This window comes from Nocardia sp. NPDC006630 (assembly GCF_040611495.1).
Classification (GTDB): Bacteria; Actinomycetota; Actinomycetes; order Mycobacteriales; family Mycobacteriaceae; genus Nocardia.
Genome location: NZ_JBEXOK010000017.1, coordinates 1 through 22,641, shown reverse-complemented (window position 1 = coordinate 22,641; position 22,641 = coordinate 1). Strand labels below are relative to the sequence as shown.

General features: G+C 68.6%; 15 protein-coding genes. 10 read left to right on the top strand and 5 right to left on the bottom strand.

Annotated features, from left to right (window positions below; genetic code table 11):
• Positions 1–103 precede the first annotated feature (103 nt).
• Together ABZX86_RS36970 and ABZX86_RS36965 are read left to right on the top strand one after the other, a co-directional pair.
• The gene (locus tag ABZX86_RS36970) at positions 104–1,786 is read left to right on the top strand and encodes an MFS transporter (protein WP_355130599.1); all 1,683 of its coding nucleotides are present in this window, start codon (positions 104–106) and stop codon (positions 1,784–1,786) included.
• A 117-nt stretch (positions 1,787–1,903) separates the two neighbouring features.
• Positions 1,904–3,064: a zinc-binding dehydrogenase gene (locus ABZX86_RS36965; protein WP_355130597.1), complete on the top strand. Its 1,161-nt coding sequence runs from the start codon at positions 1,904–1,906 to the stop codon at positions 3,062–3,064.
• Between the two features lie 150 nt (positions 3,065–3,214).
• Here the strand turns inward: ABZX86_RS36965 and ABZX86_RS36960 are convergent, their stop codons facing one another.
• The 4 genes from ABZX86_RS36960 to ABZX86_RS36945 all read right to left on the bottom strand — a co-directional run bounded on the left by ABZX86_RS36960 (position 3,215) and on the right by ABZX86_RS36945 (position 9,607).
• Complete coding sequence (locus ABZX86_RS36960; RefSeq protein WP_355130595.1) at positions 3,215–4,792, bottom strand: dynamin family protein; 1,578 nt, start codon at positions 4,790–4,792, stop codon at positions 3,215–3,217.
• A gap of 291 nt (positions 4,793–5,083) precedes the next feature.
• Positions 5,084–5,233 (bottom strand): hypothetical protein, encoded by a 150-nt coding sequence (locus ABZX86_RS36955; protein ID WP_355130593.1) that lies wholly within the window; start codon positions 5,231–5,233, stop codon positions 5,084–5,086.
• Positions 5,230–7,068 carry a dynamin family protein gene (locus ABZX86_RS36950; protein ID WP_355130591.1) on the bottom strand — a complete coding sequence of 613 codons (1,839 nt, stop codon included), beginning with the start codon at positions 7,066–7,068 and terminating at the stop codon, positions 5,230–5,232. The genes ABZX86_RS36955 and ABZX86_RS36950 overlap by 4 nt, the downstream gene beginning before the upstream one ends.
• 91 nt (positions 7,069–7,159) lie before the next feature.
• Entirely contained in the window at positions 7,160–9,607 is a 2,448-nt protein-coding gene (locus ABZX86_RS36945; RefSeq protein ID WP_355130589.1) for an IniB N-terminal domain-containing protein, read from the bottom strand.
• A 316-nt stretch (positions 9,608–9,923) separates the two neighbouring features.
• On the opposite strand from ABZX86_RS36945, the gene ABZX86_RS36940 reads away from it, so the two are divergent.
• The 7 genes from ABZX86_RS36940 (at position 9,924) to ABZX86_RS36910 (ending at position 20,249) form a co-directional block, all read left to right on the top strand.
• Entirely contained in the window at positions 9,924–11,705 is a 1,782-nt protein-coding gene (locus ABZX86_RS36940) for an Hsp70 family protein (RefSeq protein ID WP_355130587.1), read from the top strand.
• Positions 11,706–11,719: 14 nt separating this feature from the next.
• Entirely contained in the window at positions 11,720–15,073 is a 3,354-nt protein-coding gene (locus tag ABZX86_RS36935) for a LuxR C-terminal-related transcriptional regulator (RefSeq protein ID WP_355130585.1), read from the top strand.
• 46 nt (positions 15,074–15,119) lie between these two features.
• Positions 15,120–16,259 carry a hypothetical protein gene (locus tag ABZX86_RS36930; protein WP_355130583.1) on the top strand — a complete coding sequence of 380 codons (1,140 nt, stop codon included), beginning with the start codon at positions 15,120–15,122 and terminating at the stop codon, positions 16,257–16,259.
• 104 nt (positions 16,260–16,363) lie between these two features.
• Complete coding sequence (locus ABZX86_RS36925) at positions 16,364–17,722, top strand: S1 family peptidase (protein WP_355130581.1); 1,359 nt, start codon at positions 16,364–16,366, stop codon at positions 17,720–17,722.
• A 189-nt stretch (positions 17,723–17,911) separates the two neighbouring features.
• On the top strand, positions 17,912–19,264 hold the full coding sequence (locus ABZX86_RS36920; protein ID WP_355130580.1) for a S1 family peptidase: 1,353 nt from the start codon (positions 17,912–17,914) through the stop codon (positions 19,262–19,264).
• A 150-nt stretch (positions 19,265–19,414) separates the two neighbouring features.
• Positions 19,415–20,077: an NRDE family protein gene (locus tag ABZX86_RS36915; protein WP_355130579.1), complete on the top strand. Its 663-nt coding sequence runs from the start codon at positions 19,415–19,417 to the stop codon at positions 20,075–20,077.
• Positions 19,992–20,249 (top strand): NRDE family protein, encoded by a 258-nt coding sequence (locus ABZX86_RS36910; protein WP_355130577.1) that lies wholly within the window; start codon positions 19,992–19,994, stop codon positions 20,247–20,249. The genes ABZX86_RS36915 and ABZX86_RS36910 overlap by 86 nt, the downstream gene beginning before the upstream one ends.
• An 87-nt stretch (positions 20,250–20,336) precedes the next feature.
• Here ABZX86_RS36910 and ABZX86_RS36905 read toward each other — a convergent pair whose 3' ends face one another.
• Positions 20,337–21,074: a hypothetical protein gene (locus ABZX86_RS36905; protein ID WP_355130575.1), complete on the bottom strand. Its 738-nt coding sequence runs from the start codon at positions 21,072–21,074 to the stop codon at positions 20,337–20,339.
• A 387-nt stretch (positions 21,075–21,461) separates the two neighbouring features.
• Between ABZX86_RS36905 and ABZX86_RS36900 the strand changes: the two genes are divergently transcribed.
• The coding region (locus ABZX86_RS36900; RefSeq protein ID WP_355130573.1) for a (Fe-S)-binding protein at positions 21,462–22,641 on the top strand (1,180 nt) is incomplete at its 3' end.

The following is a 22,641-nucleotide window of genomic DNA, read 5'->3' as shown; positions in this document are numbered from 1 at the left end:
CTACATGCGAGCACTAATCATGATTGCCATCTTGCGTGATAATCACTTCAAGTGCATAGTTTGAGGGGTCGTATCACCCCCACCCAGTCGAAGAGAGCTCGCCGTGGAATCCGACACCATCCCCACCACCCTCGATCCACGCCGGTGGATCGCCTTCGCCGTCGTGCTGGCCGCCGGGTTCATGGACCTGCTCGACGTGACCATCGTCAATGTCGCGGTGCCCAGCATCCAGAAGGATCTGGGCGCCGAGTACGCGCAGATCGAATGGATCATCGCCGCCTACGTCCTGGCCTTCGCGGCAGTGCTGATCACCGGCGGCCGGCTCGGTGACATCTACGGCCGCAAACGCATGTTCCTGCTCGGCATGACCGGATTCACGCTGGCCTCGGCCGCCGGCGGACTGGCCTCCGACCCGACCATGCTCATCACGTCACGATTCGTGCAGGGCGCCATGGCCGGACTGATGGTGCCGCAGATCCTCGCCATCATTCGCGTCACCTTCCCGAAAGAGGAGCGCACCAAGGCGATTGCCATCTACAGCGGTGTCGGCGGTTCCGCGTCCGCCGTCGGCCTGGCACTGGGCGGACTGCTGGTGCAGTGGAATGTGCTCGATCTGGGCTGGCGGCCGATCTTCCTGGTGAACATCCCGATCGGCATTCTCGCGCTGGCCGCCGCCGCGGTCGTCATGCGGGATTCGCGCTCGCCGCAGCCGCCGCGCCTGGACATCATCGGCATGGTGCTGGCCGTGTCCGCGGTGGTACTGCTGGTGTACCCGCTCACCGAAGGTCGCCGCTTGGATTGGCCCACTTGGACTTTCGTGCTGATCGGCGCTTCCGCGGTCACCTTCACGGCCTTCGTGCTCTACGAGCGGTGGCGCTCGCGCACCGTCGGCTCCCCGCTCATCGACCTCGAGCTGTTCCGGTCCCGGGCCTTCACCGTCGGCCTGGCGAGCTGGCTGCTGTTCTGGATCGGCTTCGGCGGGTTCTTCCTCATCTGGACCCTGTTCATGCAGGCCGGGCTCGGCTGGTCACCCATGCGCGCCGGATTGACCTCGGTCTTCTTCGCCGTCGGTGCGGGCATCGGCGCCGGAACCTCGGTGAGTCTGCTGGCCCCGCGCTTCGGGCGCTGGGTGCTGATGGGCGGCGGGCTCGTCACGGCGGCCGGATTCGGGTTGTACGGCTGGATGGCCGCGCACTACGGTTCGGATTTCGCGTCCTGGCAGATGGTCCTGCCGCTCATCATCACCGGCACCGGATTCGGCATCGTGGTCGCGCCGACCATCGATATGCTGCTCGGCCAGATTCCCGATGGGGAGGCCGGAGCGGCCTCGGGGTTGCTCAATACCGGCCAGCAGCTGGGGATGGCGCTGGGCGTGGCGCTGGTCGGGATCGTGTTCTTCACACAGCTCGATCATGATTCCGGGCGCGGTGTGGACGCGGTCGCGGCGCAGACCCGCACGGAGTTGAGTGCGGCCGGGCTGCCCGGGCCCGCACAGGATCAGATACTCGCCAATTTCCGTGCCTGCGTGCAGGATCGGTCCGCCGAGGTGGATCCGTCGGTCGTGCCCGCCAGCTGCCGGAGCACCGGCGGCGACCCGGCCATGGGCGTCACGCTGGCCAAGGCGGGCAAGGAGGCCACGGCCGTCAATTTCGCGCACACCTTCGACCACACGCTGGAGTGGGGCATCGGCATCATGGTGCTGGTCTGCCTGGGATTCGCGGCACTGCCCAAGGACACCAAGCTGGAAGTCCACGAGTTGGTGGACGACGAATTGGTGCAGGTCTGATCTATCCACAACTGTCCACAGCCTCGGTGCACACCGGCGCTGTGGACAGTTGTGCTTTCCACAGCACGCCGGGCGCGGAAGAATCCGACTGACAATGTCTTTCGACGGGAGTCAGCCATGCGCGCGGTCACGGTAACCAAGGGCGAATTCCGAGTACAGGAGCTGCCCGCTCCCACTCCCGGTCCCGGGCAGGTGCTGGTGAACGTACTGCGGTGCGGCATCTGCGGCTCCGACCTGCACGCCCGGGTGCACTGCGACGAACTCGCCGATATGGCCGCCGCCACCGGCTACCAGCACTTCATGCGCTCGGACCAGAGCGTGGTGATGGGGCACGAATTCTCCGGCGAGGTCGTAGATTACGGCTCGGGCACCCGGCGGCGATGGAAGCCGGGCACGCCGGTGGTGTCGCTGCCCATTCTGCGGACCGGCCGCACACCCCACCTCACGGGGCTGTCCGTCGACGCGCCCGGCGGGTATGCCGAACAGGTGCTGGTGCAGGAATCGATGACGTTCCCGATTCCGAACGGACTCTCCGCCGAGCATGCGGCGCTCACCGAACCGATGGCCGTCGCCTGGCACGCCGTGCGCAAGGGGCGTGTCGGCAAGGGGCAGACCGCGTTCGTCATCGGTTGCGGGCCCATCGGTCTCGCCGTCATCACCATGTTGAAGGCGTCCGGTGTCGCACTGGTCATCGCCAGTGACTTCTCCCCGCGCCGCCGGGAACTCGCCGCGGCCTGCGGCGCGGATGTGGTGGTCGATCCGGGCGTCGACTCGCCGTGGACGGCCTCGCCCAAGAAGACGCGCATCACCGGCGCCAGTGACATTCTCAATCTCGGGTTCGACGCCATGGAGCGGCTGCGGCGGATTCCGAATCTGCCCTGGTGGTACATATTCCGGGCCGCGCACACCCTCAACAAGGGTCCCGCCGGGCCGGTCATTTTCGAATGTGTCGGCGTGCCGGGCATGCTCGACCAGATCCTCACCGCCGCACCGCCGATGTCCCGCATCGTGGTGGTCGGCGTGTGCATGGAATCGGATCGCATCCATCCGGCCACCGCCATCAACAAGGAAATCGAGCTGCGCTTCGTCCTCGGCTACGACCCCGGCGAATTCCGCGACACCCTGCACATGATCGCCGACGGCAAAGTCGACCCCTCCCCTCTCATCACCGGCACCGTCGGCCTGGACGGCGTCGACCCCGCGTACACCACCCTCGCCTCCCCCGACCACCACGCCAAAATCCTCATCGACCCGGCCAGCACCGCCACCACCCTCTGACCGAGCCCACCGACCCACACATTTCCTCACCTGCCGCGCACGCAATCTGTGGCGATCTACTGCGCGACACCATAATTCGTGCGTACCGGCTGACCTCGTGTGCGGGCGGGCGCGCCTCTGACTTCGACCGGGCTGGTGGGCGGGAACACCTCAGTTGTGTGGCGGAGGGATTCGGGCGAAGGGGGTGGTGGGGGGTTCGTGGAGGATTTCCAGGAGGCCTTCGGCGCTGCGGGAGGCGGTCAGGCAGGCATTGACCATGGATTGGTCGGCCAGGGGGTGGCGGGCTCGGGTGCGCCATTTGTGGACTGCGGTCAGAGCCTGCTCGCGCTGCGTGTGGATATCGGTGTGCGGGGGCAGGCCGAGGCGGCGGTGGGGGGCCACGCCTATGCCGCCGATCAGGCGGTGCAGTTCCGCGAGATCGGGTGGGGGCAGGGGTAATTCGTCGGTGCGCAGGTGGCCCAGCAGCCGGAGTTCGGCGAAGCCGTGTACATCGGAGAGCAGAGTCTTCACCCGGGGCAGCAGGGCATCGGCCTCGGTACCAGGGTTGGCGACGAGGATGCGCGCCAGGGCGGTCAGTGCGGAGTGCGCCTTCAATTCCTCTGCGCGCTGGGCGAATTGCACATCCAGGACGGTGCGGAGTTCATCGAGGCCGCTGCGGGCGGTGAGTTCGGCTGCCAGCGTGGCGGAGTCGCGTACACCGAGGCGAATCAGGGTGACGGCCAGGCGAATACCGAACAGGCCGAAGCGCGCCGCGAGGTGGGCGCGCAAGTCCGGCGGTACCGGCAGCGGCAGATCCGGGCGGGCGAATCGGTCGGCCGACAGCAGGGCAGCGCTCACCTCGTCCACGGGCGCGGCTGCCAATGCCTCGAATGCCGCGTACTCGCGCTGCCGCAGGGTGGCCGCGGCGAAGGCCAGCAGACCCGCGACCGGAATCACCGACTGGCACAGCCCGGTTCGCTCCAATTCGCCCGCGAATCGCGAGGCCACATCGCGCGCGGAATGCAGAGCGTCGATGCGTCCCGCACCGATCTCATCCGCGCGCGACACCACGCCGATCACCCCGAGCGGTCCGCCGGCTCCGGTGCCGGCGCCGATGTGTTCCAGGAAATCCACGTCGGCGGTGTCGAGCCTGCGCAGCAGATAGACGACCGCATCCGCACCGGGCAGGGCAACTCCGGTCCCGCCGGGCGTGAGCAACCGCGAGGTGCGCGCCGATACGTCCCGCGACAGGGACGAGATTCCGGGAGTGTCGATAATCGTGGTCTGCGCCAATTCCGCGGACGGCCACTCCACCGCCAGGTGGTCGACCTCACGCGCACCGCCCGCATTCCAGCGCAGCGCCGCCAGATCGAAGGTGAGCCCGTGCGCACCCGGCAGCCCCTCCGCGCTCCGGCCGCGGCGCACCACCACATCGGCGTGCGAGCCCTCCGGCGAGTACGCGGTGACGCGCGGGGCCGCGCCGTGCCGGTACCAGGTCACCAGGCGCGTGCACTCGGTCGCATCGGTGGGCGCGATATCCTGCCCCACCAGCGCATTCAACAGCGTCGACTTGCCCGCCTTGAGCTGCCCGGCCAGCGCGATCCGCAGCGGCTCGTCCAGCCGCCGCGCACATTCCTCGAGCTGCCCGCGCACCCGTCCGCGGTCGGCAAAGGACCGCCGGGCCGCCGCCAGCAGTCCCCGCGTCTCACCCCCCACCCCGTATCCGGGCCCGCCCACATCAAATCTCATAGCGCTCCAGACCCGAACCACACACCGCACACATCGCCAACCTTTCGCCCCAACCCCGCCCGGTGTTAGCAACACACCAGTTCCGGCGAGTGCGCGACCCCGCAGATTCCGGTCTTCCCGGCGCATCCTCCCCGCCATCCCGGCGCATACCCTCCCCGTCATCCCGGCGCATGCTCCCCGTCATCCCGGCGCGCTTTGGCCGGAATCCACAACCGTGTGGCTGCACCTGCCCTGGTGGATCCCGGCCAAAAGCATGCCGGGATGACGGGGCGGCTACCGGGAGGCGTGTGCTTAGGCAGAGGTGCAGTCAGCACCCCGCTTCGCCGCCACCTGGAACACCGCCCGCGCCACCGACCGCCCGCCGGGGCCGATGCCCAGCGCCTCCAGTGCGACGACCAGCGCACTGGAACCGTGGTCGACACTGACCGCCCGGCCCTTCACGCGGGCGGCGGTAGAGCCGCCGGAGGCTGGGCGGGTGCCAGGGTTGCGGCGCGGCGGCGGAGGTCGGCTACGGCGTGCAGGCGGCGCTCGAGGAGGGCGGTGCGGTTGGCTCGGGCGGTCGATTCGAGGGTGGCGGCCTCCTGCGCGGCGCGGAGAGATTCGTCGAGGGAGCGGAGGGTGCGTTCGGCGATCGCGGTGAAGTGGTCGCGGAGCAGGCGGTGGATGCGGTGCAGGCGGTCCTTGGTCTCCTTGGCGGTGTGGAAGGCGACGTCGTCCAGGTAGCGGCGCACGGCGAGTTTGGCATCGGCGCGGCGTTTGGCCAGGCGCGCCTGCTTGTCGTCGCGGAAGGCCTTGCTGCCGAGGAGCAGTCCGGCGCCCAGGGACAGCGGGTTGACCAGGGACAGGCCCGCGAGCGTGCCGACCAGGCCGGCCATGACCACGCCGCCGTACGAACCACGCACGCCGACCAGGAGTTTGTGGCCGAGGCCGAGGTCCGGTTCCAGATCCGAGAGCGTGCAGGAGCCGGCGCGAGAAGCGTCGCCGTCCAAGGTTTCTCGCACATCGGGCAGGTCGACCGCGCCCAGTTCGGTGAAGTGGGTGGAGACCTGTTCGGCCAGCCGCACCGCCCGCGTGCGCGTCCACAGCAGATTGTCGCCGACCGCGGTGCCGACGGTGCCGGTGAGCCACTCCTCCATGCGCTCCCAGTGCCGCCCCGGATCATGCTCGTCGATCCAGTCCTCGGCGGTGCGGGAGATATTCCGCAGCCGATTGCGCAGGTCATGATCGACATCGCCGACCAGATCGGTGATTCCGTCGCCGAGCGTCTGCTGCCAGACGGAGGTCTTACGATGCAATTGCTCGGCAGCTGTTCTCGCGGACTGCAATTCGCGTACCGCGGCGGCGCCGCGTTCCGGATCCCGCAGCGCCACCAGTTCACTGCCGAGGGCCAGCGCCAAATGCTCTGTGGCGGAATTGATATCGAGTGCCACCGCGCGCCGCACGGCCGCCTGATCGCGGGCGACCACATGATCCCGCAGGAAGCCGAAGACCTCTCCGAACCCGGATTCGCGCCCGAGCTGCTCATCCTGCAGGCGCAGCGCATGGGTGCGCAGCACCGAGGACACCGGCAGCATGGGCACATCGATTCCCGCACGGCTCAGGTGATTTCGATTGGCTTCGAACACCTGCCGCCAGTGCGGATACAGATCGATCTTGGTGAGCAGCACCGCGACGGCCGGGCACAGCTCTCGCACCTGTCGCAGGAATTCGACCTCCGGATCGGTGAGCTCGGTGGATGCGTCGGTGAGCACCAGCACCGCATCGGCCGTCGGCACCGCGCCGAGCACTCCCGCCACACCGCTGCCGCCGTGCGCACCCAGCGCGGGTGTATCGACCACCACGATTCCATCGGCGAGCAGCCGATTCGGCACCTCGACCTCCAGGCGTAATACGGCACGCCCCTGCGCATGCGGTGACCGCGCACCGACGGCGCCGATCTCCTCGACGGGCACCGCCAACCGGGTGACCTCCCCGTCCTGGGCGCCCGCGACCACCAGCTCCGCCCGCGCCGTCTCCCCGAACGCCAATACGGTTGTCACCGTGGTCGTCGTATCGTCGGCCACCGGGCAGATATCCAGATTGATCAGGGCGTTCACGAACTGGCTTCGCCCCTGATTCCCCAACCCGCACACCACGATCCGCCGCCGGGGGTCGCGCACCCGCCCCGCCACCGCCTCCAGCTGCGCGACCAGATCCCCGCGCTCCGACCCCTCCGCCACCGCTATGGTTTCGGACAGTATCGACAGCAACGGATCAACCGCCACGATCCCGGTCATCGCAGTCCTCGCACATCTTTTCTCCGAGGCCGCATCCCGTCAGAGATGCGGCCTACCGCCAATACTCGCCCGGCACCGGGCTGCATCGCACTCACGAGTGCAGCATGTCCCCGATGATGTCCCCACCCGGATGCGTCCCCAGATCGATCCCGCCGTGCACCCCGCCATCCCCGAACAACCCCGCATCCGCGCCCCCCGCATGCACCCCTTCCCCGAACGCATTCGAAACATCCAGGCCCGCCCAAGGATTCAACCCCGTCCCCACCCCGACCTCAGTTCCGCCCACACCATGCGCCCCCGCATCGATCCCACTCCCCACCTGAGCCCCCACCCCGCCCACACCCTGCGCACCGACATCCACACCGGTCCCCAACCCACCGGAAACCCCGGCCTCCAATTCATTCCCGGCATGCACCCCCGCACCAACCGCAGAGTCAACCCCACCCGTAAGCCCCGCCCCCACCTGCGAACCATCGTGCAGCGCCGCATCCAGCCCCGAATTGAGCCCCGCGCCAACGCCACCGGCAGTCTGCGCACCGACATCGATGCCACTGGTAAGCCCGGTCGAGAGACCAGCGCCAACCTGCGAACCACCGTGCAGCGCCGTATCCACACCGGAGTTGAGCCCCGCACCGACACCGCCGGCGGTCTGCGCACCGATATCCACACCGGTCCCCAGCCCGCCGGAAAGCCCGGCAGACAAATCATTCCCGGCGTGCACGCCAGCGCCGACCGCCGAATCGATACCGCCGTTCAACCCGGTCTCGAGTCCGGCACCAACCTGCGAACCACCATGCAGGGCAGCATTCAGCCCCGAATCGAGGCCCGCCCCGAGACCACCGGCAGTCTGCGCACCGGCATCGATCCCGGTATTCAGACCGGCACCGAGCTGAGTTCCGCCCCCGACAGCCGCGTTCGCTGCCCCGGAAAGCCCTGTCTCCAAACCACTTCCGATCTGCGCGCCTGCCCCCACACCGGTCGCCAAACCACCGGAAAGCCCCGTATTCAGCTCACTCCCGAGCTGGGCACCCAGGCCGGTCGCACCATTCAGGCCAGTCTCCAAACCGCCACCGAGCCCCGCACCGGCGCCGACTGTGGAATCGATACCGCTGGAAAGCCCTGCGCCGAGCTCACTTCCGAGGTGCGCACCGAGATCGGTCGCGCCATTGGCCGCGCCGTTGAGGCCGGTCTGCAGGCCACCGCCGAGCCCCGCACCGGCCTGCGCACCCGCACCGATCGCGGAATCGATACCTCCGGAAAGCCCCGTGTTGAGTTCACTCCCGAGCTGGGCACCGAGGCCGGTTGCGCCATTTACCGCACCATTCAGGCCGGTCTCCAAACCACCTCCGAGCCCCGCACCCGCCTGCGCACCCACACCGATCGCAGAATCGATACCTCCGGAAAGTCCTGCGCCGAGATCACTTCCGAGGTGCGCGCCGAGGTCGGTCGCGCCGTTCAGTGCGCCGTTGAGGCCGGTCTGGAGGCCGCCGCCCGCGCCGAGGGCCGTGTTCAGGCCGCCGGAGAGGTTGGCTCCGAGATCCGCGGCTGCGCCGGTGCCTGCGTTCACCGCACCGGCCAGGCCCGTTGCGAGGCCGCCTCCTACGCCCGCCGCGGCGGTGGCCGCGCCGGAGAGGGTCGCGCCGAGATCGGTGGCAGCGGCGGTGCCTGCATTGACTGCGCCGGAGAGGTTGGCTCCCAGGTCGGTGGCGGCGCCGAGGGCGGAGGTGAGGTTGGTTTCGAGGCCGGCGGCGGTGTCGAGGGCGCCGGTGAGGCCGGTGGTGAGGGTGGCTCCGGCTTGGCCGAGGGCGTCAGCCGCGCCTTGGATTCCGGCGGTCAGGCCGGCTCCGGCGGAGAGGCCGCCGGTGAGGGCCGAGGTGAGGTCGGCGGCGGCTTGGGCGCCGAGGACGCCGGAGAGGTTGGCTTCCAGGCCGGTTGCGGCGTTGGCTGCACCGTCGAGGCCGGCGGAGAGGCCCGCGCCGAGGGTGGAGGCGGCACCGGCCAGGGCGCCGATTCCGGAGGAGAGGCCGAGTTCGAGGCCGGTGCCGGCATCGCCGTTGAAGCAGACCTCGGTGCCGGTCGCAGTGGCCGTGCTGATGTTCACCGTGGCGCCGGTCGTCCCCGCCGCGACCGTGCCGGTGTTCACCCCTACCGCACCATTGAGACCCACGGCACCGTTCAGCCCGCTGGCACCGTTCAGCCCGGCGGCACCATTGAGCCCACCCGCACCATTCAGCCCGGCGGCACCGGTGAGCCCACCGGACCCGTTCAGCCCGAGGCCCCCGTTCCCTCCGAGGTTCCCGTTGAGCCCGGCGCCGGTGTCGGCCCCGGCCCCGGCGGCGCAGATCGCGGACAGCTGCGAACCTCCCGCTACCAGGGCGGATTCGGCCACCATCGGCGCGACGGCGGTGATGTCCTCCGGTGTCACCGACCCGAGCCCGGCGTCGGCCAGCGACTGCGCGGGGTTGGTGCAGTAGCTCGCGGCGGCTTCGTGATCCCGCAGCAGGTTGAGGATGAACTCGAGAATTGCATTGGGGCTCATGGCGAATCGTCTCCTGGGTGGGCGGGCCCGGCTGACCCGCACTGTTCGAATTGCTATTCACGCTAGGAACCCGACCCGTTACGCCGTAACGGGGTGAATTCCCCCCGTTTCGCGTGTCCCCTCCGTAGGGGGTAGATGGCGATTAGGGGAATTTCCCCGGAATCGCGCGGGAAACGGTAACGGCGGTCCCCCAGCAACCGACAGGTCCCATGGGTCATCCGGCCTGCACCACAGCCTTTCGCACATTTCGGACGTAACAGCTTTCGGCCAGCACGCGAATCACCCGACGCGTGTTTCGATCGACAGGGGATCTCGAATGAGTCAGGGGATGGCGCTCGGCATTACTGTCGGGACGTCCAATACGGTTGCCGTGACGACTTCGGGGGGACAGCGCAGACTGCATATCCGGCCGAGCATGATCGGCGCGGAGCATGAACTTCCGGAAAGTTTCCTGTCCAGGGTCGGAGACCCGGTGGATATCCGGATGCGAGACGGATCCGCTGTGCGCGCAGCGGATCTCGTGGCCGCGGCGATCGGCCGGGCGGTGGACGATTCCGGCCTCGCCGCGGCCATGGTGGCCTGCTATCCGGCCTGGTGGTCACAACACACAGTGGAGGTACAGCGCGCGGCCCTCACCGCCGCCGGACTCGACAGTGTGGCCCTGGTACCGGAACCCGCGGCCGCCATGCGCTGGCTGCAGGAGGTGCACGAATCCACCCACGACGGCGCCATGATCGTGTACGACCTGGGTGCAACGGGTTTGACCGTTTCGGTGGCGCGCACCGGCGCGCTGTCCGGTCTGCTCGGCGAGCCGGTGCGGTCGACCGCCGTGGCTGGGGCCGAATTCGACCTCCTGACCATGCGATACGCCCTGGGACTCGCCATGGGCGAAACGGATTTCGACCCCTTCGATCCGCTGGTCGAACAGGAACTCGCAGAACTGCGGGTGCGCTGCAAAACCGCGAAGGAAGCGCTCTCCAAACAAACGGCGACCGTGATTCCGGTCCGCATGCCCGGCCAGGACCCGATCGATGTCCGCCTGGTGCGTGATGAAGCCGAAGATCTCTACCGGGGCCCGCTGGTCGCCTCCATCGACCTGGTCCACGAGGCCGTGCGCCGCGCCGGACTGACCGCCGCCGAAGTGGACGGCATCCTGCTCACCGGCGGCGGTGCGGCCATCCCGCTGGTCACCGAATTGCTCTCCACCGAGTTCGGCGTCCCAGTGGCGGCCGCGGCCGACCCGGCTCACCTCAGTGCGCACGGCGCGGCATTGCTGGCCGCCGATCTGCTGGCCGACACCACCGACACCGAAGCGCATCCGGCCATCGCACCTCTGGTGCATCGCGATGATCACGACGGCGGCGGTGCCCGGACTCCTGCGGTCGAACGTGGAAATACCCAGCGCGACATGGCTACTCGACTCGATGACCCGCGCAGCATGCAGATCGCCGCGATCGACGATCGGTCCGGCGGCGCCGTCGAACCCGCTGCCGCCGTGAGCACAGGCGATGGCGCCGGAAGCACTGTGGCAGCGGCGGTTCCACCGCTACCCGAGCTACCCGACGAGGAGCCACGCACCGGTTTCACACACTGGCGCAGAGTCGCGGTGATCGGCGCGGTGGCCATCGCGGTGGCCGCTCTCGCCACCGGAACCCTGGCCATGGGCACCGGTGCGCAGTCCGCGCCCTCGAATTCCACTGCACCGCAGGCGTCCACGACTTCGGTCGTCGCACCGAATCCGTCTGCTGCCCCGGTGAACGCCGGTGGGCAGACGGCAAATACCGGCGGGCAGACGATACCGGTCACGCATGCGGGGGCTCCGGCACAGGCGGGTGCTCCTACCCAGCCGGGCACGGCGGCACCGGCAACACCCGGAGCACCTGGAGCACCCGCGGCCGCACCCGCACCGGAGCAGGCGAATTCCCCTGCACCCCAGACGGTTCCCCCCGCACCCCAGACGGTTCCGGCCGCACCCCAGCCGCAACTGCCGACTGTTCCGCAGCCCGTGATCACCGCGCCGACGGTCCAGCTTCCCGATCTGGGCCAGCTCGGTAAGGCAGTTCCCACGGTGCCGACCATTCCGCATATCGGTGGCTGAGAGTTGGTTCTCCCGTGATAGGCAATACCCCCGTCGCACTGGATTCCCTGCCGTGCACGCGAGAGATCTTCCGGGAGTTGGATTCCGATGATCCCGCTCCCCTGCTGTACCTGATTCGCGGGCGCTCCGGCACCGGCAAGTCAACCCTGCTCACCGCCATCCGCAATCGCCTCCGCGCCCGCGGTATCCAGCTGATCGAGGCCGCCGCAATCACCTCGGCCGACCCCGCACCGTCACGTCACGACCTCCCTCGACCCGGCGCCTCCGCCGAGCCGGTCGCAGGCAGCCACGGTGGTTCCGGCACCCGAGCTGACGCGGTTGCAGTGCAACAGGCCCGCGGTGGTTCCGACACCCCGACCGACTCGGTCGCGGGAGCAATTCGCCGAGCCCGCAACAGTTCCGGAGCCCTGGCGGACTCGGCCCCGAGCGCAATGCAGCAAGCCCGCAGCGGTTCCGGAGGCGCTGCCGACCCGGTCCCGAGCGCAATACAGCAGGCCCGCAGCGGTTCCGGAGGTGCTGCCGACTCGGTTGCGGGCGCAGTGCAGCAAGCCCGCAGCGGTTCTGGGGCGGCGGCCCGGTCCCGGGTCGCCGTGGTGGTCGACGATGCGCACGGTTTGAGTCCGGCGGAGTTCGACAGGTTGTGTGCCGTCGCCGAATCCGGCGCCTGCACCGTCGTGATCGCGACGCTGCCCAGACCGCACGACACCCGACTGCGCGCCCTGGCCGAGCTGGTGGCGCGGCGCGGGCGGGTGGTCGATCTGCGGGCGCTCGGTGCGACCGAGATCGCCCCCTTCGCACGCGAACTCGGCATGATGGTGCCGCGCGGCCTGGCGCAGCACATCCACCGCCAGACCGCCGGAATCCACGGCGGCGTGGTGGCGGCGCTGACCGCGGCCTGCGCCACCCGGTTGGACGCGGGTCTCACCGCGGTCGACGATGCCGTCGCCGCCTGGGCGCGCGGCCGGCTGGACGACGCCGATCCGGACCTGCTGGACACCTTCGTGGTGGCCGCCATCGGCGCGGGCCTGGATACCGCCGAACTCGCCGAGGTGCTGGACGTGACCCCCACGGCCGCACAGGATCTGGTGGATCGCGCCCGCGGCAGCGCACTGGTCACCGATGCCGATCTCCTGCTGACCCCTGCCATCGCACCGCTGCGCACCCTGGTCGGCGACCGCAGGCTGCTCGCCGTGCAGCGCAGACTTCTGCAGGCCCGGCTGGACGCCGGCCTGCTGCGCGATCACACCGCCCTCCTGCTGGCCGAATCCGGCGTCCGCGACCCCCGACTGGCCGAATTCCTCTGCGCCACAGCAGAGAAGGCGGGTGACGAAGCCGTCCGCCACTACGCCGCCGCGGCGACGGCCGGCGCCGATCTCGATGCCATCGCCCTGCGCTGGGCCGATGCCGCCGCCCGCACCGGCGACTGCGACACCGCCCTCCGCCTCGCCGAACCCGTCCTGGCTCGCCCGCAGGCCGCGGCTGCGGAACTCGCTGCCGCGGTGCGCATCTGCGCGGGCGTCTGGACCCGCCGCGGTCTCGCCAATCGGGCCGCGCAGCTCTACACCTGGCTCGGCGCGGACCGAGTCGGCGCGGACTGGGCGGTAGCCGCCACCGTCCTGTACCTCGCGGGTCACGCGCCCACCGCCCGCGCCATGTCCACCTGCTCCGCCAACTGGCCGCCCACCGAGGCCACCGCCCGCACCGCCCTCATCGCCGACGCCCTGTCCGGCTCGGTCGAAACCCTCCCACCCCCGGCATATTTCACAGCGGATCCCGCGACCCGCACCTACCTGACCCCCGCCGACGCCACCCAGTTCGCGCCATCCCCACAGCGACCCACCGCCGGATTCGCCCCAGCGGCGCACCTGCCCGCCGCCGACGTCACCGGATTCGGCCGAGCGTCACATCTGCCCGCTCCCGATGCCGCCGGATTCGGCCGAGCGTCACATCTGCCCGCTCCCGATGCCACCGGATTCGGCCCTGCGGCACACCCGCCCACCGCCGACGTCACCGGATTCGACGCAGCGCCGCACCCGTTCTCGACCGACGCCAGCCGATTCTCCCCAGCGTCGCACCTGCCCAGCGCCCATGCCGCCCGGGGCACAGCTGATCGGGGTGCTGAAGGCGTGGAACGGCCGGCCCTCACCGGCGCTGCCCGATTGAGCGCCATGACGCATGGTTCGTCCGAACTCGCGCCGGTTCCACCGCGTTTCACGACTCGGGCGGGCGAGGCCGGGCGGAGTGCGGCGGTCGCGGCGGCATCGGCGCTGATTCACGCGGCGCATTCCGGGGTGGCGCCCAATGAGAATGGCGGGGATCGATTCCTGCCGTGCTCGGCGGTGTCGATTGCCACGCTGCTGTGCCTGTCCATGGGCGAACCCCGGCGGGCGGCGGACGCATTGCGCGGCGCCGGCCACAATCCGCAGAGCCTGGTGCTCGGCGCGTGGGTCGCCATGCTGGGCGGGGACGAGCAGTCCGCGGCCACCATGGTCGCTGGGCTGGACCTGGCCGCGCTGGATCCCAGGGACCGGCTGCTGGCGCACGGCGTCATCGTCGGATTGGCCAGGCGCAGCGGCGATCACACGGCCCTGACTCTGGCTTGGCAGCAGGCCTACCCGCTGTTCGACGAGGTGAGCGCGGACCTGCTGGCCCTGCTTCCGATCGGTGAATTGTGGCTTGCCGGAATCCGATTGCGCGATGAGGGCCGGATGACAACCCTGGTCGACACGGCCGGAGAACTGCTGCGCGGCCTGGGCGACCCGCCCGCCTGGTCGAATGCCTTCCACTGGTACGCGATTCAGGCCGCCATCGCCCACGAGAGCCCGAACGACCTGGTGCCGCACGCACATCGGCTCAAGGCCGCCGCCGAATCCGGCGATCCGCAGGCCGCCGCACTGGCGGACGCGGGCCGCACCTGGGTGCTGGTGCTGCGCGGTCAGGTGGAACGCAGTCAGGTGGAGGCGGCGGTCGGCCGCCTGGCCGGACTCGGCCTGATCTGGGATGCCGCGCGCCTCGCCAGCGAGGCCGCCCTGGCCGCCGGCGACCCGGTCACCGCGACCGCCCTGCTCAAGCTGGCCCGGACCCTGCGCACCCGGGCCCGCCCGCCGGAGGTGCGCGCACCGGCTCCGGCCGCCCCGCCGCCACGCCCGGAACCGCGCACCGATACGGTCCTGAGTGAACGCGAGCGAGAGGTCGCGGAGCTCGTACTGCTCGGCCTGACCTACCGGGAAATCGGGGCTCGCCTCTATATCTCCGCGAAAACCGTCGAGCATCACGTCGCCCGGATACGGCGTCGGATCGGTGCGAGCTCGCGTTCGGAGTTATTGTCAATGCTCCGCGCCATGGGTCACGGTTCACTCCTCGTATGACCACGGCGCGGAGGAAAACCAGGACGCACCGAGTGAGGTAACCACGATGGCCACAGGGGTGGGCCTGCGGATAGCCGACGACGAATCCGTCGTGGCCGTCGTCACGGGCGATGACGCGACACTCCCGGTGCACTACATCGTGCGCGAGTCGATCCTGCACATGGCCGATGACGGTGATGCGGTGCTCGGCGGCGATCCGCCGGAGGGCCCGTCGAATTCGATCCGCGGATTCGTGAGCGCCGTCGGCGATCCGGCGGGCATGCCGGTCGACGAGGGCGAGGCGTACCGCGCCGAAGACCTGATGGCCACCGCCGCCTTCTGCCTGATCAATCTGGCCGCCGATCATCTGAACGGCCCGGCCGAGTTCTATGCCACCCATCCGACGGGGTGGCCGGAGGAGAACGTCCAGGCCCTGCGCGAGGCCCTGGACTATCTGGGCCTGAAGTCGGTGGTGCTGGTCAGCGAACGCGATCTGCCGCAGCCGGACGCCGACGACACCGGAAAGTCGTTCGCACACAATGCCGCTCGCGCCGCACTGGCCGCGGTGCTGGCGACCCCCGCCGGTCTGACCCCGCCCGATCCCACCGCGAGCACCCAGAATGCCGCCGACGTCACCGATATCCTGCCCGCGCTGTCCGCGCCCGAGCCGCTGGCGCAGGCGTATTCGGCGGCCTTCCCGGCGGCCACCACCGTCGATTCCGCGGTCGGTCCGATCACCGCCGAGCAGCCGATCGTGCAGCTGCCGAAGCAGCGCGCCAATCGCGGCCCGTACATGATCGCCGCGGCCACAGCCATTATCGGGTTGCTCCTGGGTGGCCTCGGAGTGGCGGCGGTGTTGCGTCCGGACGATTCCCCGCCGGGCCCGCCGCGCGGTGAGGTGGCCAATCAGCCGGCGGCGACCGCGGGCGCGGTACCGCCGCTGCTACCGCCGAGTCCCGGGCCGTCGGCGGCCGTGGTGCCGGCGCCCGCCGATTCGTACGACGTCCCGACCACGACGGAACCGCCCAGCACCACGGTCCCGCCGCCCACCACCACCGAACCACCACCGCCGACCACCACGGTTCGGCCCACCACACCACCCACTACGCGGGGCTACCCGCCGTATTACACGTACCCGCCGGTGCCCACCTGGCAGCTGCCGACGGCTCCGGTCTTCCAGGACCCCTGGCCACAGAGTCCGTACTGACTTAGTAGAGACCTTCTGTGGTTTGTACCCTAAAGTGGTGCGCTGACCGATGTTCCGCAAAGTAACCGGATTGTCGGTCTGCTGGTGCACTACGAAGGGACTCCATGCGCAAGTTCATGGCGCGCCGCGCCACGGTCCGAGCTGCAACCATCACGTTCGCTTCGACCGTCCTAGTCGGAACCTTGTTCGCATCGATTCCCGCCGGCGCCGAGCCGGCCGATCAACTCGCCGCCGACAAGCTGCCTGCCGAACTGGTGCAGGCGATTTCGCGCGATCTGAAGATGACGCCGTCCGAATATCTGGACCGCGCCGCCAAGGCTCAGCAATTGCGGGACTACGCAACGGAATTCCGCACTCAACGCCCCGACGAGTTCGCGGGCGCCTGGATGGGCACCGACGGTAAGCCGGTCCTCGCGGTCACCTCCCTCGACGCGGCCAAGGTGGTCGCCGCCGACGGTTACCAGACCCGGCTGGCCCCGATCAGCGCCGACAATCTCGAGGGTTCGGTGGATCAGCTGAACCACTGGATCACGAGCCTGCCGCGGGAAATCTCCGGCGCCATCAACTCGGTGGCAATCGATTTCCTCAACAGCCAACTGGTGCTGAGTGTTGCGAACACTCCGGCCGGACATCTGCTGAATCTGCCGACCCTGATCGCGAATATCAAGGTGGTGCTGTCACCGGACAGCGGCGGCCCGGTCGAGCGGCGCCCGATGGGTGGCGACACCTATATCAGTGCCCCCACCTCGCTCAATGATTCGGCGTTGACGACCGTGGATGTCTGCTCGTTCGGATTCAACAGCGTCGATTCCTCCGGCAATGCGCTGAACATCAGTGCCGGGCACTGCAATCCGAATATCGGCAAGGACAATCAGCAGGCCGATGTCTACCTGCCGAATGTTCACAATCTGACCGCCAGCCCGCAGCTGGGCAGCTTCGTGCGCTCACAGCTGGGTGGCGGCAATGCCCTCGACTACTCGGTGATCAAGCTCAACGACTCCGCGGTGAAGGCGGGCATGGATCAGCCGTCGGTGCGCGGCGCCAACGGCACCACGCTCACCATTACCGGTGTGGCCGACCCGATCACCGGCGCGCCGGTCTGCAAGTCGGGCCAATCCTCCACGTTCACTTGTGGTTTCGTCGTGGCCGATCGGGTCGAGACGCAGCTGTACACCTCGGAGGGCCAGTCCAAGACGGTGCGCGGTTTCGCCAGCAGCGCCTGCACCCTCGGCGGTGACAGCGGTGGCGCGATCGTGTCGGGCACCATGGCGCTCGGCATCACCAGCGGCTCGAATGCCGCCGACGCGCCGAATTGCAACGAGGCCAATACCCAGCTGGCGCAGTACGGTGGAACCGCGAGCCTGGGCATTCCGATCCGCGCCATTCTCACCGATATCGACGCGAATTCCGGCGGCGGGCTCGGCAGCGGCATTCAGGTGCGTTCACGCTCCAACACGAACTGAATCTGAACTTCGGCCGAACGCGAGCCGAACCCGAATCCCCTGCAGGTTCGCGGTTCGGCTCGCGTTTGTGATCGAGCCGCGCACCCTACGCCTATGCCCACGAACCCTCAGCGCGAAACGCTCAGGAATTACGCTCGGGCGCGCGGCAATAAGTAGGCATAACGGGCTGGAGCCCATATAGTCGGCGTCATGCTCCTGCCACGTATGCGCTATTCCTCGCTGCCCGTGGGCCGCAGGCCACGGTCCCTCGCCCGATCCGCCGCGATCGCAGCCGCCGCGCTGCTGGTCGCCGGGCCGATGGCGGCAAGCGCACACGCAGACCCCGCCGCTCCCCCGGCTCCGGCCGGCCCGGCGCTGCCCGCGGAACTGATCACCGCAATCACTCGCGACCTCAAGATTTCGCCCCAGGAATACCTGGACCGCGCGACCCTCGGCCAGAAGGTGGCCGCCTTCTCCGCCACCGCGCAGCGCCAGTTCCCGCAGGTGTTCGCCGGCTCCTGGCTGGACGAGAACGGTAAGGCCGTTGTGGCGCTGGCCAACGGCGACGGCATCGACGGCGCCCGCAAGGCCGTCTCGGACGCCGGTTTCACCGTCAAGGACGTCGCCAAGAGCGAGACCACACTGCGCGGCGAGAAGAACGCCTTCCAGAAGTGGCTGGAGGGTCAGCCCGATACGGTCGCCAAGGCCGTGCGCGGTGTGGCCATCAACACCATGAACAACAGCATCGCGGTGCGGGTCGACCAGGCCGGCCTGGCACTGCCCAGTTTCGTCGATCCGGCGCAGGTCATCGTGATGGCCGTGCCGCCGACCGGCGGCGAGGACGCCACTGTCCCGCAGGCCGATCCGGTCGCCGGAGCGGGCGGCGGCCCCCTGGCCGCGGGCGACTCCTACGCCTCGGTGGCCGGCCGCATGTCGCTGCGCTGCTCGCTGGGCTTCAACGGTGACCTCAATGGCGCTGTCGTGAATATCACTGCGGGACACTGCGATCCGAACATCCCGGCGGCCGGTGGCGCGAACGCTCCCGGCGTGTACGAACTGGCCGCGGGTGATCACATCGGCAATCAGCTCGGCTCCTTCCAGAAGTCGATCCTGGCCGCGCAGGACTACTCGATCGTCTCGATCAACGATCAGTCCCGTGACCGCTTCAGCAACAACCTGGTTCGTGTCCCCGGCGCGGCGCCGGTCGCCATCACCGGCGTGGCCGATCCGGTCGTCGGCGCGCCCGTCTGCAAGTCGGGTTCGCGCACCGGCTTCAGCTGCGGCGTGGTGAACGCCGTCGACCAGACCGTCCAGGTCGGCGACCACCAGCAGACCGAGAGCTTCTCCGCCAATATCTGCGCCCTCCCCGGCGACAGCGGCGGCCCGATCGTCACCGGCACCCTGGCCCTGGGCATCTCCAGCGCGTCCTCGGTCGCCGACTACCCGATCTGCGAGATCCCCAACCTCATCGGCCTGATCACGGGCAATGCCCCGCAGCTGTTCGCGCAGCCGATCAGCACCGTGCTCTCCGACAACCCCGGATTGCGCGTCCGCACCAACTGAGCATGAGCAGCTGAAAAGGCCGGTAGCCCAGTGCTACCGGCCTTTTCGCATTCCCGGTCCGGGCAGTGGCAGCGATCGGGCGGCAAGTCGCCCGGAAACGGCACTGTTGAGCCGTGGTCCGCGCACCGGCCGATCGGTCATGCTGGATATATGTGTTTGGTGTTGCTCGGGTGGCGGGCGCATCCGGAGTATCGGTTGATCGTCGCCGCCAATCGGGACGAGTTCTTCACGCGTCCAACGGAATCGCTGCGCTGGTGGGACGAGGCGCCCGGATTGCTGGCGGGGCGGGACCTGGGCGCCGGGGGCCCGGTGCCGGGCACCTGGCTGGGTCTGGCCCGGGAATCGCATCGATTCGCCACGGTGACCAATGTGCGCGGGGTGAACGAGAAGCGCGCCGATGCGCGCTCCCGAGGCGCGCTGCTGCTGGATTTCCTGCGGGGTGAGGCGGATTCGGAGAAATTCGTGCGCGGCGTCGCGGCCGCCTCGGACGAATACAACGGTTTCAATCTCGTTGTGTCCGATCTGGAGACGCTGTGGTGGTACGGCAATCGCAGCGAGCAGGGTCCGCGCGAATTGACCCCCGGCTTCCACGGCCTGTCCAATGGCGCGCTCGCCGCATCCCTGGAGACCGGCGGTGAAATCCGCACCGGCACGGGCGCCCCGGCGTGGCCGAAGGTCCGGGAAGGGGTGCTGAGCTTGCGCAGGGTCGTCGAAAACGATCCCGGCGATGTCGGCCTACCTCGGGGTGCTGGCGGACCGCACACGGGCCGCGGACGCGGAACTACCGGACACCGGCATCGGCAAACTCGGTGAGCGCGTGGCCTCGTCGCGTTTCGTCAACCATCCGCTGCACGGAACCCGGTGCAGCACCGTGCTGCTGGTGCGCGAGGACGGGCGCTTCGAGATGACCGAGCGCACCTTCGCGCGCTTCGGCCGCCGCAAGGGCACGGTGTCCTTCCACGGCCGGCTCGAACTGCCCGACTGAGAAGACACGCCCGGGGATTACCCGGCCCCGGAAACACGACCGGCCCGCCCCGACGAAGCGGGCGGGCCGAACCGAGCGGTGGGCGAATTACTTACCGGAGGCCCACTGGGTGGTGCCATCGGGCGCCTGCATCGTGTTGATGAGGTCGATACCGGTGGCGAGCAGCGCCGGGCCACCCACGGCGATGGTGCCGAGGATGCCGCCGATGCCGGCGCCCGCGAGCAGGCCGGGGACGCAGGCGGCGACGATGGTGACAATGCAGCCGATGATCGCGCCGACGGCAGTGCCGACGAAGCCGCCGATGGCGGTGGCGATACCGAACTTGCTGGAGAAGTCATTCATCGCGCGCTGGTTTTCCATCGGCGAGGCGATGGGCTGGGCAGCCGCGACCGGAGCGACCGCGACCGGCTGGGTGCTGATCTGCGCATCGGCCGGCTTGGTCGGCACGACCTCGAGGACCTTGCCGTCCTCCTTGACATCGGCCGTGGCCGGAACCTTGGTGCCCGCGACGTCGAACTGCAGCGGGAAGGAGATCACAGTCGCCCCCTGAACGTCCTTGACGTTCACGACCGTCTGCTTCGGGTCCTCGGGCGTAGCGCCATCCTGCTGAGTGAGCTCGAAGGTCCCGTTCTTCAACGTGGACACGACGGTCTTACCGTCCACCTGCTTGCCATCGACGATGTGGCTGTCGACAAGCTTGGTGGAGTACGAGATCCCCGCGGGCTGAGCCGGTGCCGGAGCATCGTCGGCATGGGCAACGGTCATCCCCGTGGTCATTGCGCCGATGACCAAGGCAGCCGCCGCAGTGGTGCTGCGAAACTTCATTCGGTTTTTCCAATCCTTCATCAGGTTCGATCCATCGTCCGCACCTTCGCCACGCGAGGCCCTGGCTTCCCTCGGGCCCTGCCACGCGCTAACGGCAAACACTCCCCGAGCATGTGAAGATGCGCACAGACGTCGGACGGAGTGATCTTAATCGAAGGTTTGCCGGTTAGCGAGATTCCTGCTGCCCCCAAGAACTGTGTCTTTACTGTGACGTTCGAAGTAAGCCTGCCCTTTGTTAAGCGTGCGATTTGCCGGGATTTACGGTGTGGGAACACGCTGGACAGTTAAGTTACCGACGGGTAACTTACTGTTCGTTAGGATACGAGCCAACCGAGGCGGACCAGGCCGTCCCCGGAAGCTTGTTGAACCGGTCAGAAAGGTCGCGACATGAATGCCCTGACAGTGACACTGGGCACGATTGGAGCGGTGCTCACCATCTTCTGTTGGGCATCGCTCATCGGTGGCGCGCGAAGCATCGTGCGCACCATCATGGTCGGCCAGTCCGCACCGGATCGGTGGCGGCCGTTCTTCCCGCGCCTGAAAACCATGCTGATCGAGTTCCTCGCGCATACGCGGATGAACAAGTTCCGCACGGTCGGCTGGGCGCACTGGCTGGTCATGATCGGCTTCCTCGCGGGCTTCATCCTCTGGTTCGAGGCCTACGGTCAGGTCTTCGACCCCGAATTCCACTGGCCCATCGTCGGCGCCTGGGGCATCTACCACCTGGTGGACGAGATCCTCGGCATCGGAACGGTCATCGGCATCGTCACGCTGATCACCATCCGCCAGCTGAATCACCCGCGCCGGCCGGAGCGGCTCTCACGCTTCAGCGGTTCCAAGTTCGCGCCCGCCTACGTCATCGAGGCCATCGTCCTCATCGAGGGCCTGGGCATGATCTTCGTGAAGGCCGGCAAGATCGCCACCTACGGCGAATCCCACACCTGGAGTGACTTCTTCACCCAGGAGGTCGCCAAGCTGCTGCCCGCGAACGTCACCATGGTGTCGATCTTCGCGTTCATCAAGCTCATGTCCGGCGCCATGTTCCTGCTGCTCGTCGGCCGCAACATCACCTGGGGCGTTGCGTGGCACCGTTTCTCGGCGTTCTTCAACATCTACTTCAAGCGTGAGGCCGACGGCACCGTCGCGCTCGGCGCGCTGAAGCCCATGATGTCGCAGGGCAAGCCGATCGATATGGAGACCGCCGACCCGGACAACGACACCTTCGGCGTCGGCAAGTTCGAGGACTTCTCCTGGAAGGACATCCTCGACGTCACCACCTGCACCGAATGCGGTCGCTGCCAATCCCAGTGTCCCGCTTGGAATACCGGTAAGCCGCTGTCGCCGAAGCTGCTGATCATGTCGCTGCGCGATCACGGCTATGCCAAGGCGCCGTACCTGCTGGCCGGTGGCCGCAAGGATATGGGCGGCGACGAGATCGGTCTCGTCGATGCCGAGGGCAAGCCGAATGAGGCTGCGCTGTCGAAGATTTCGGCGGAGGCGCGGGCGGAGGCGGAGCGGCCGCTGGTCGGTGGTGCGGAGGTCAACGGCATCATCGATCCCGAGGTGT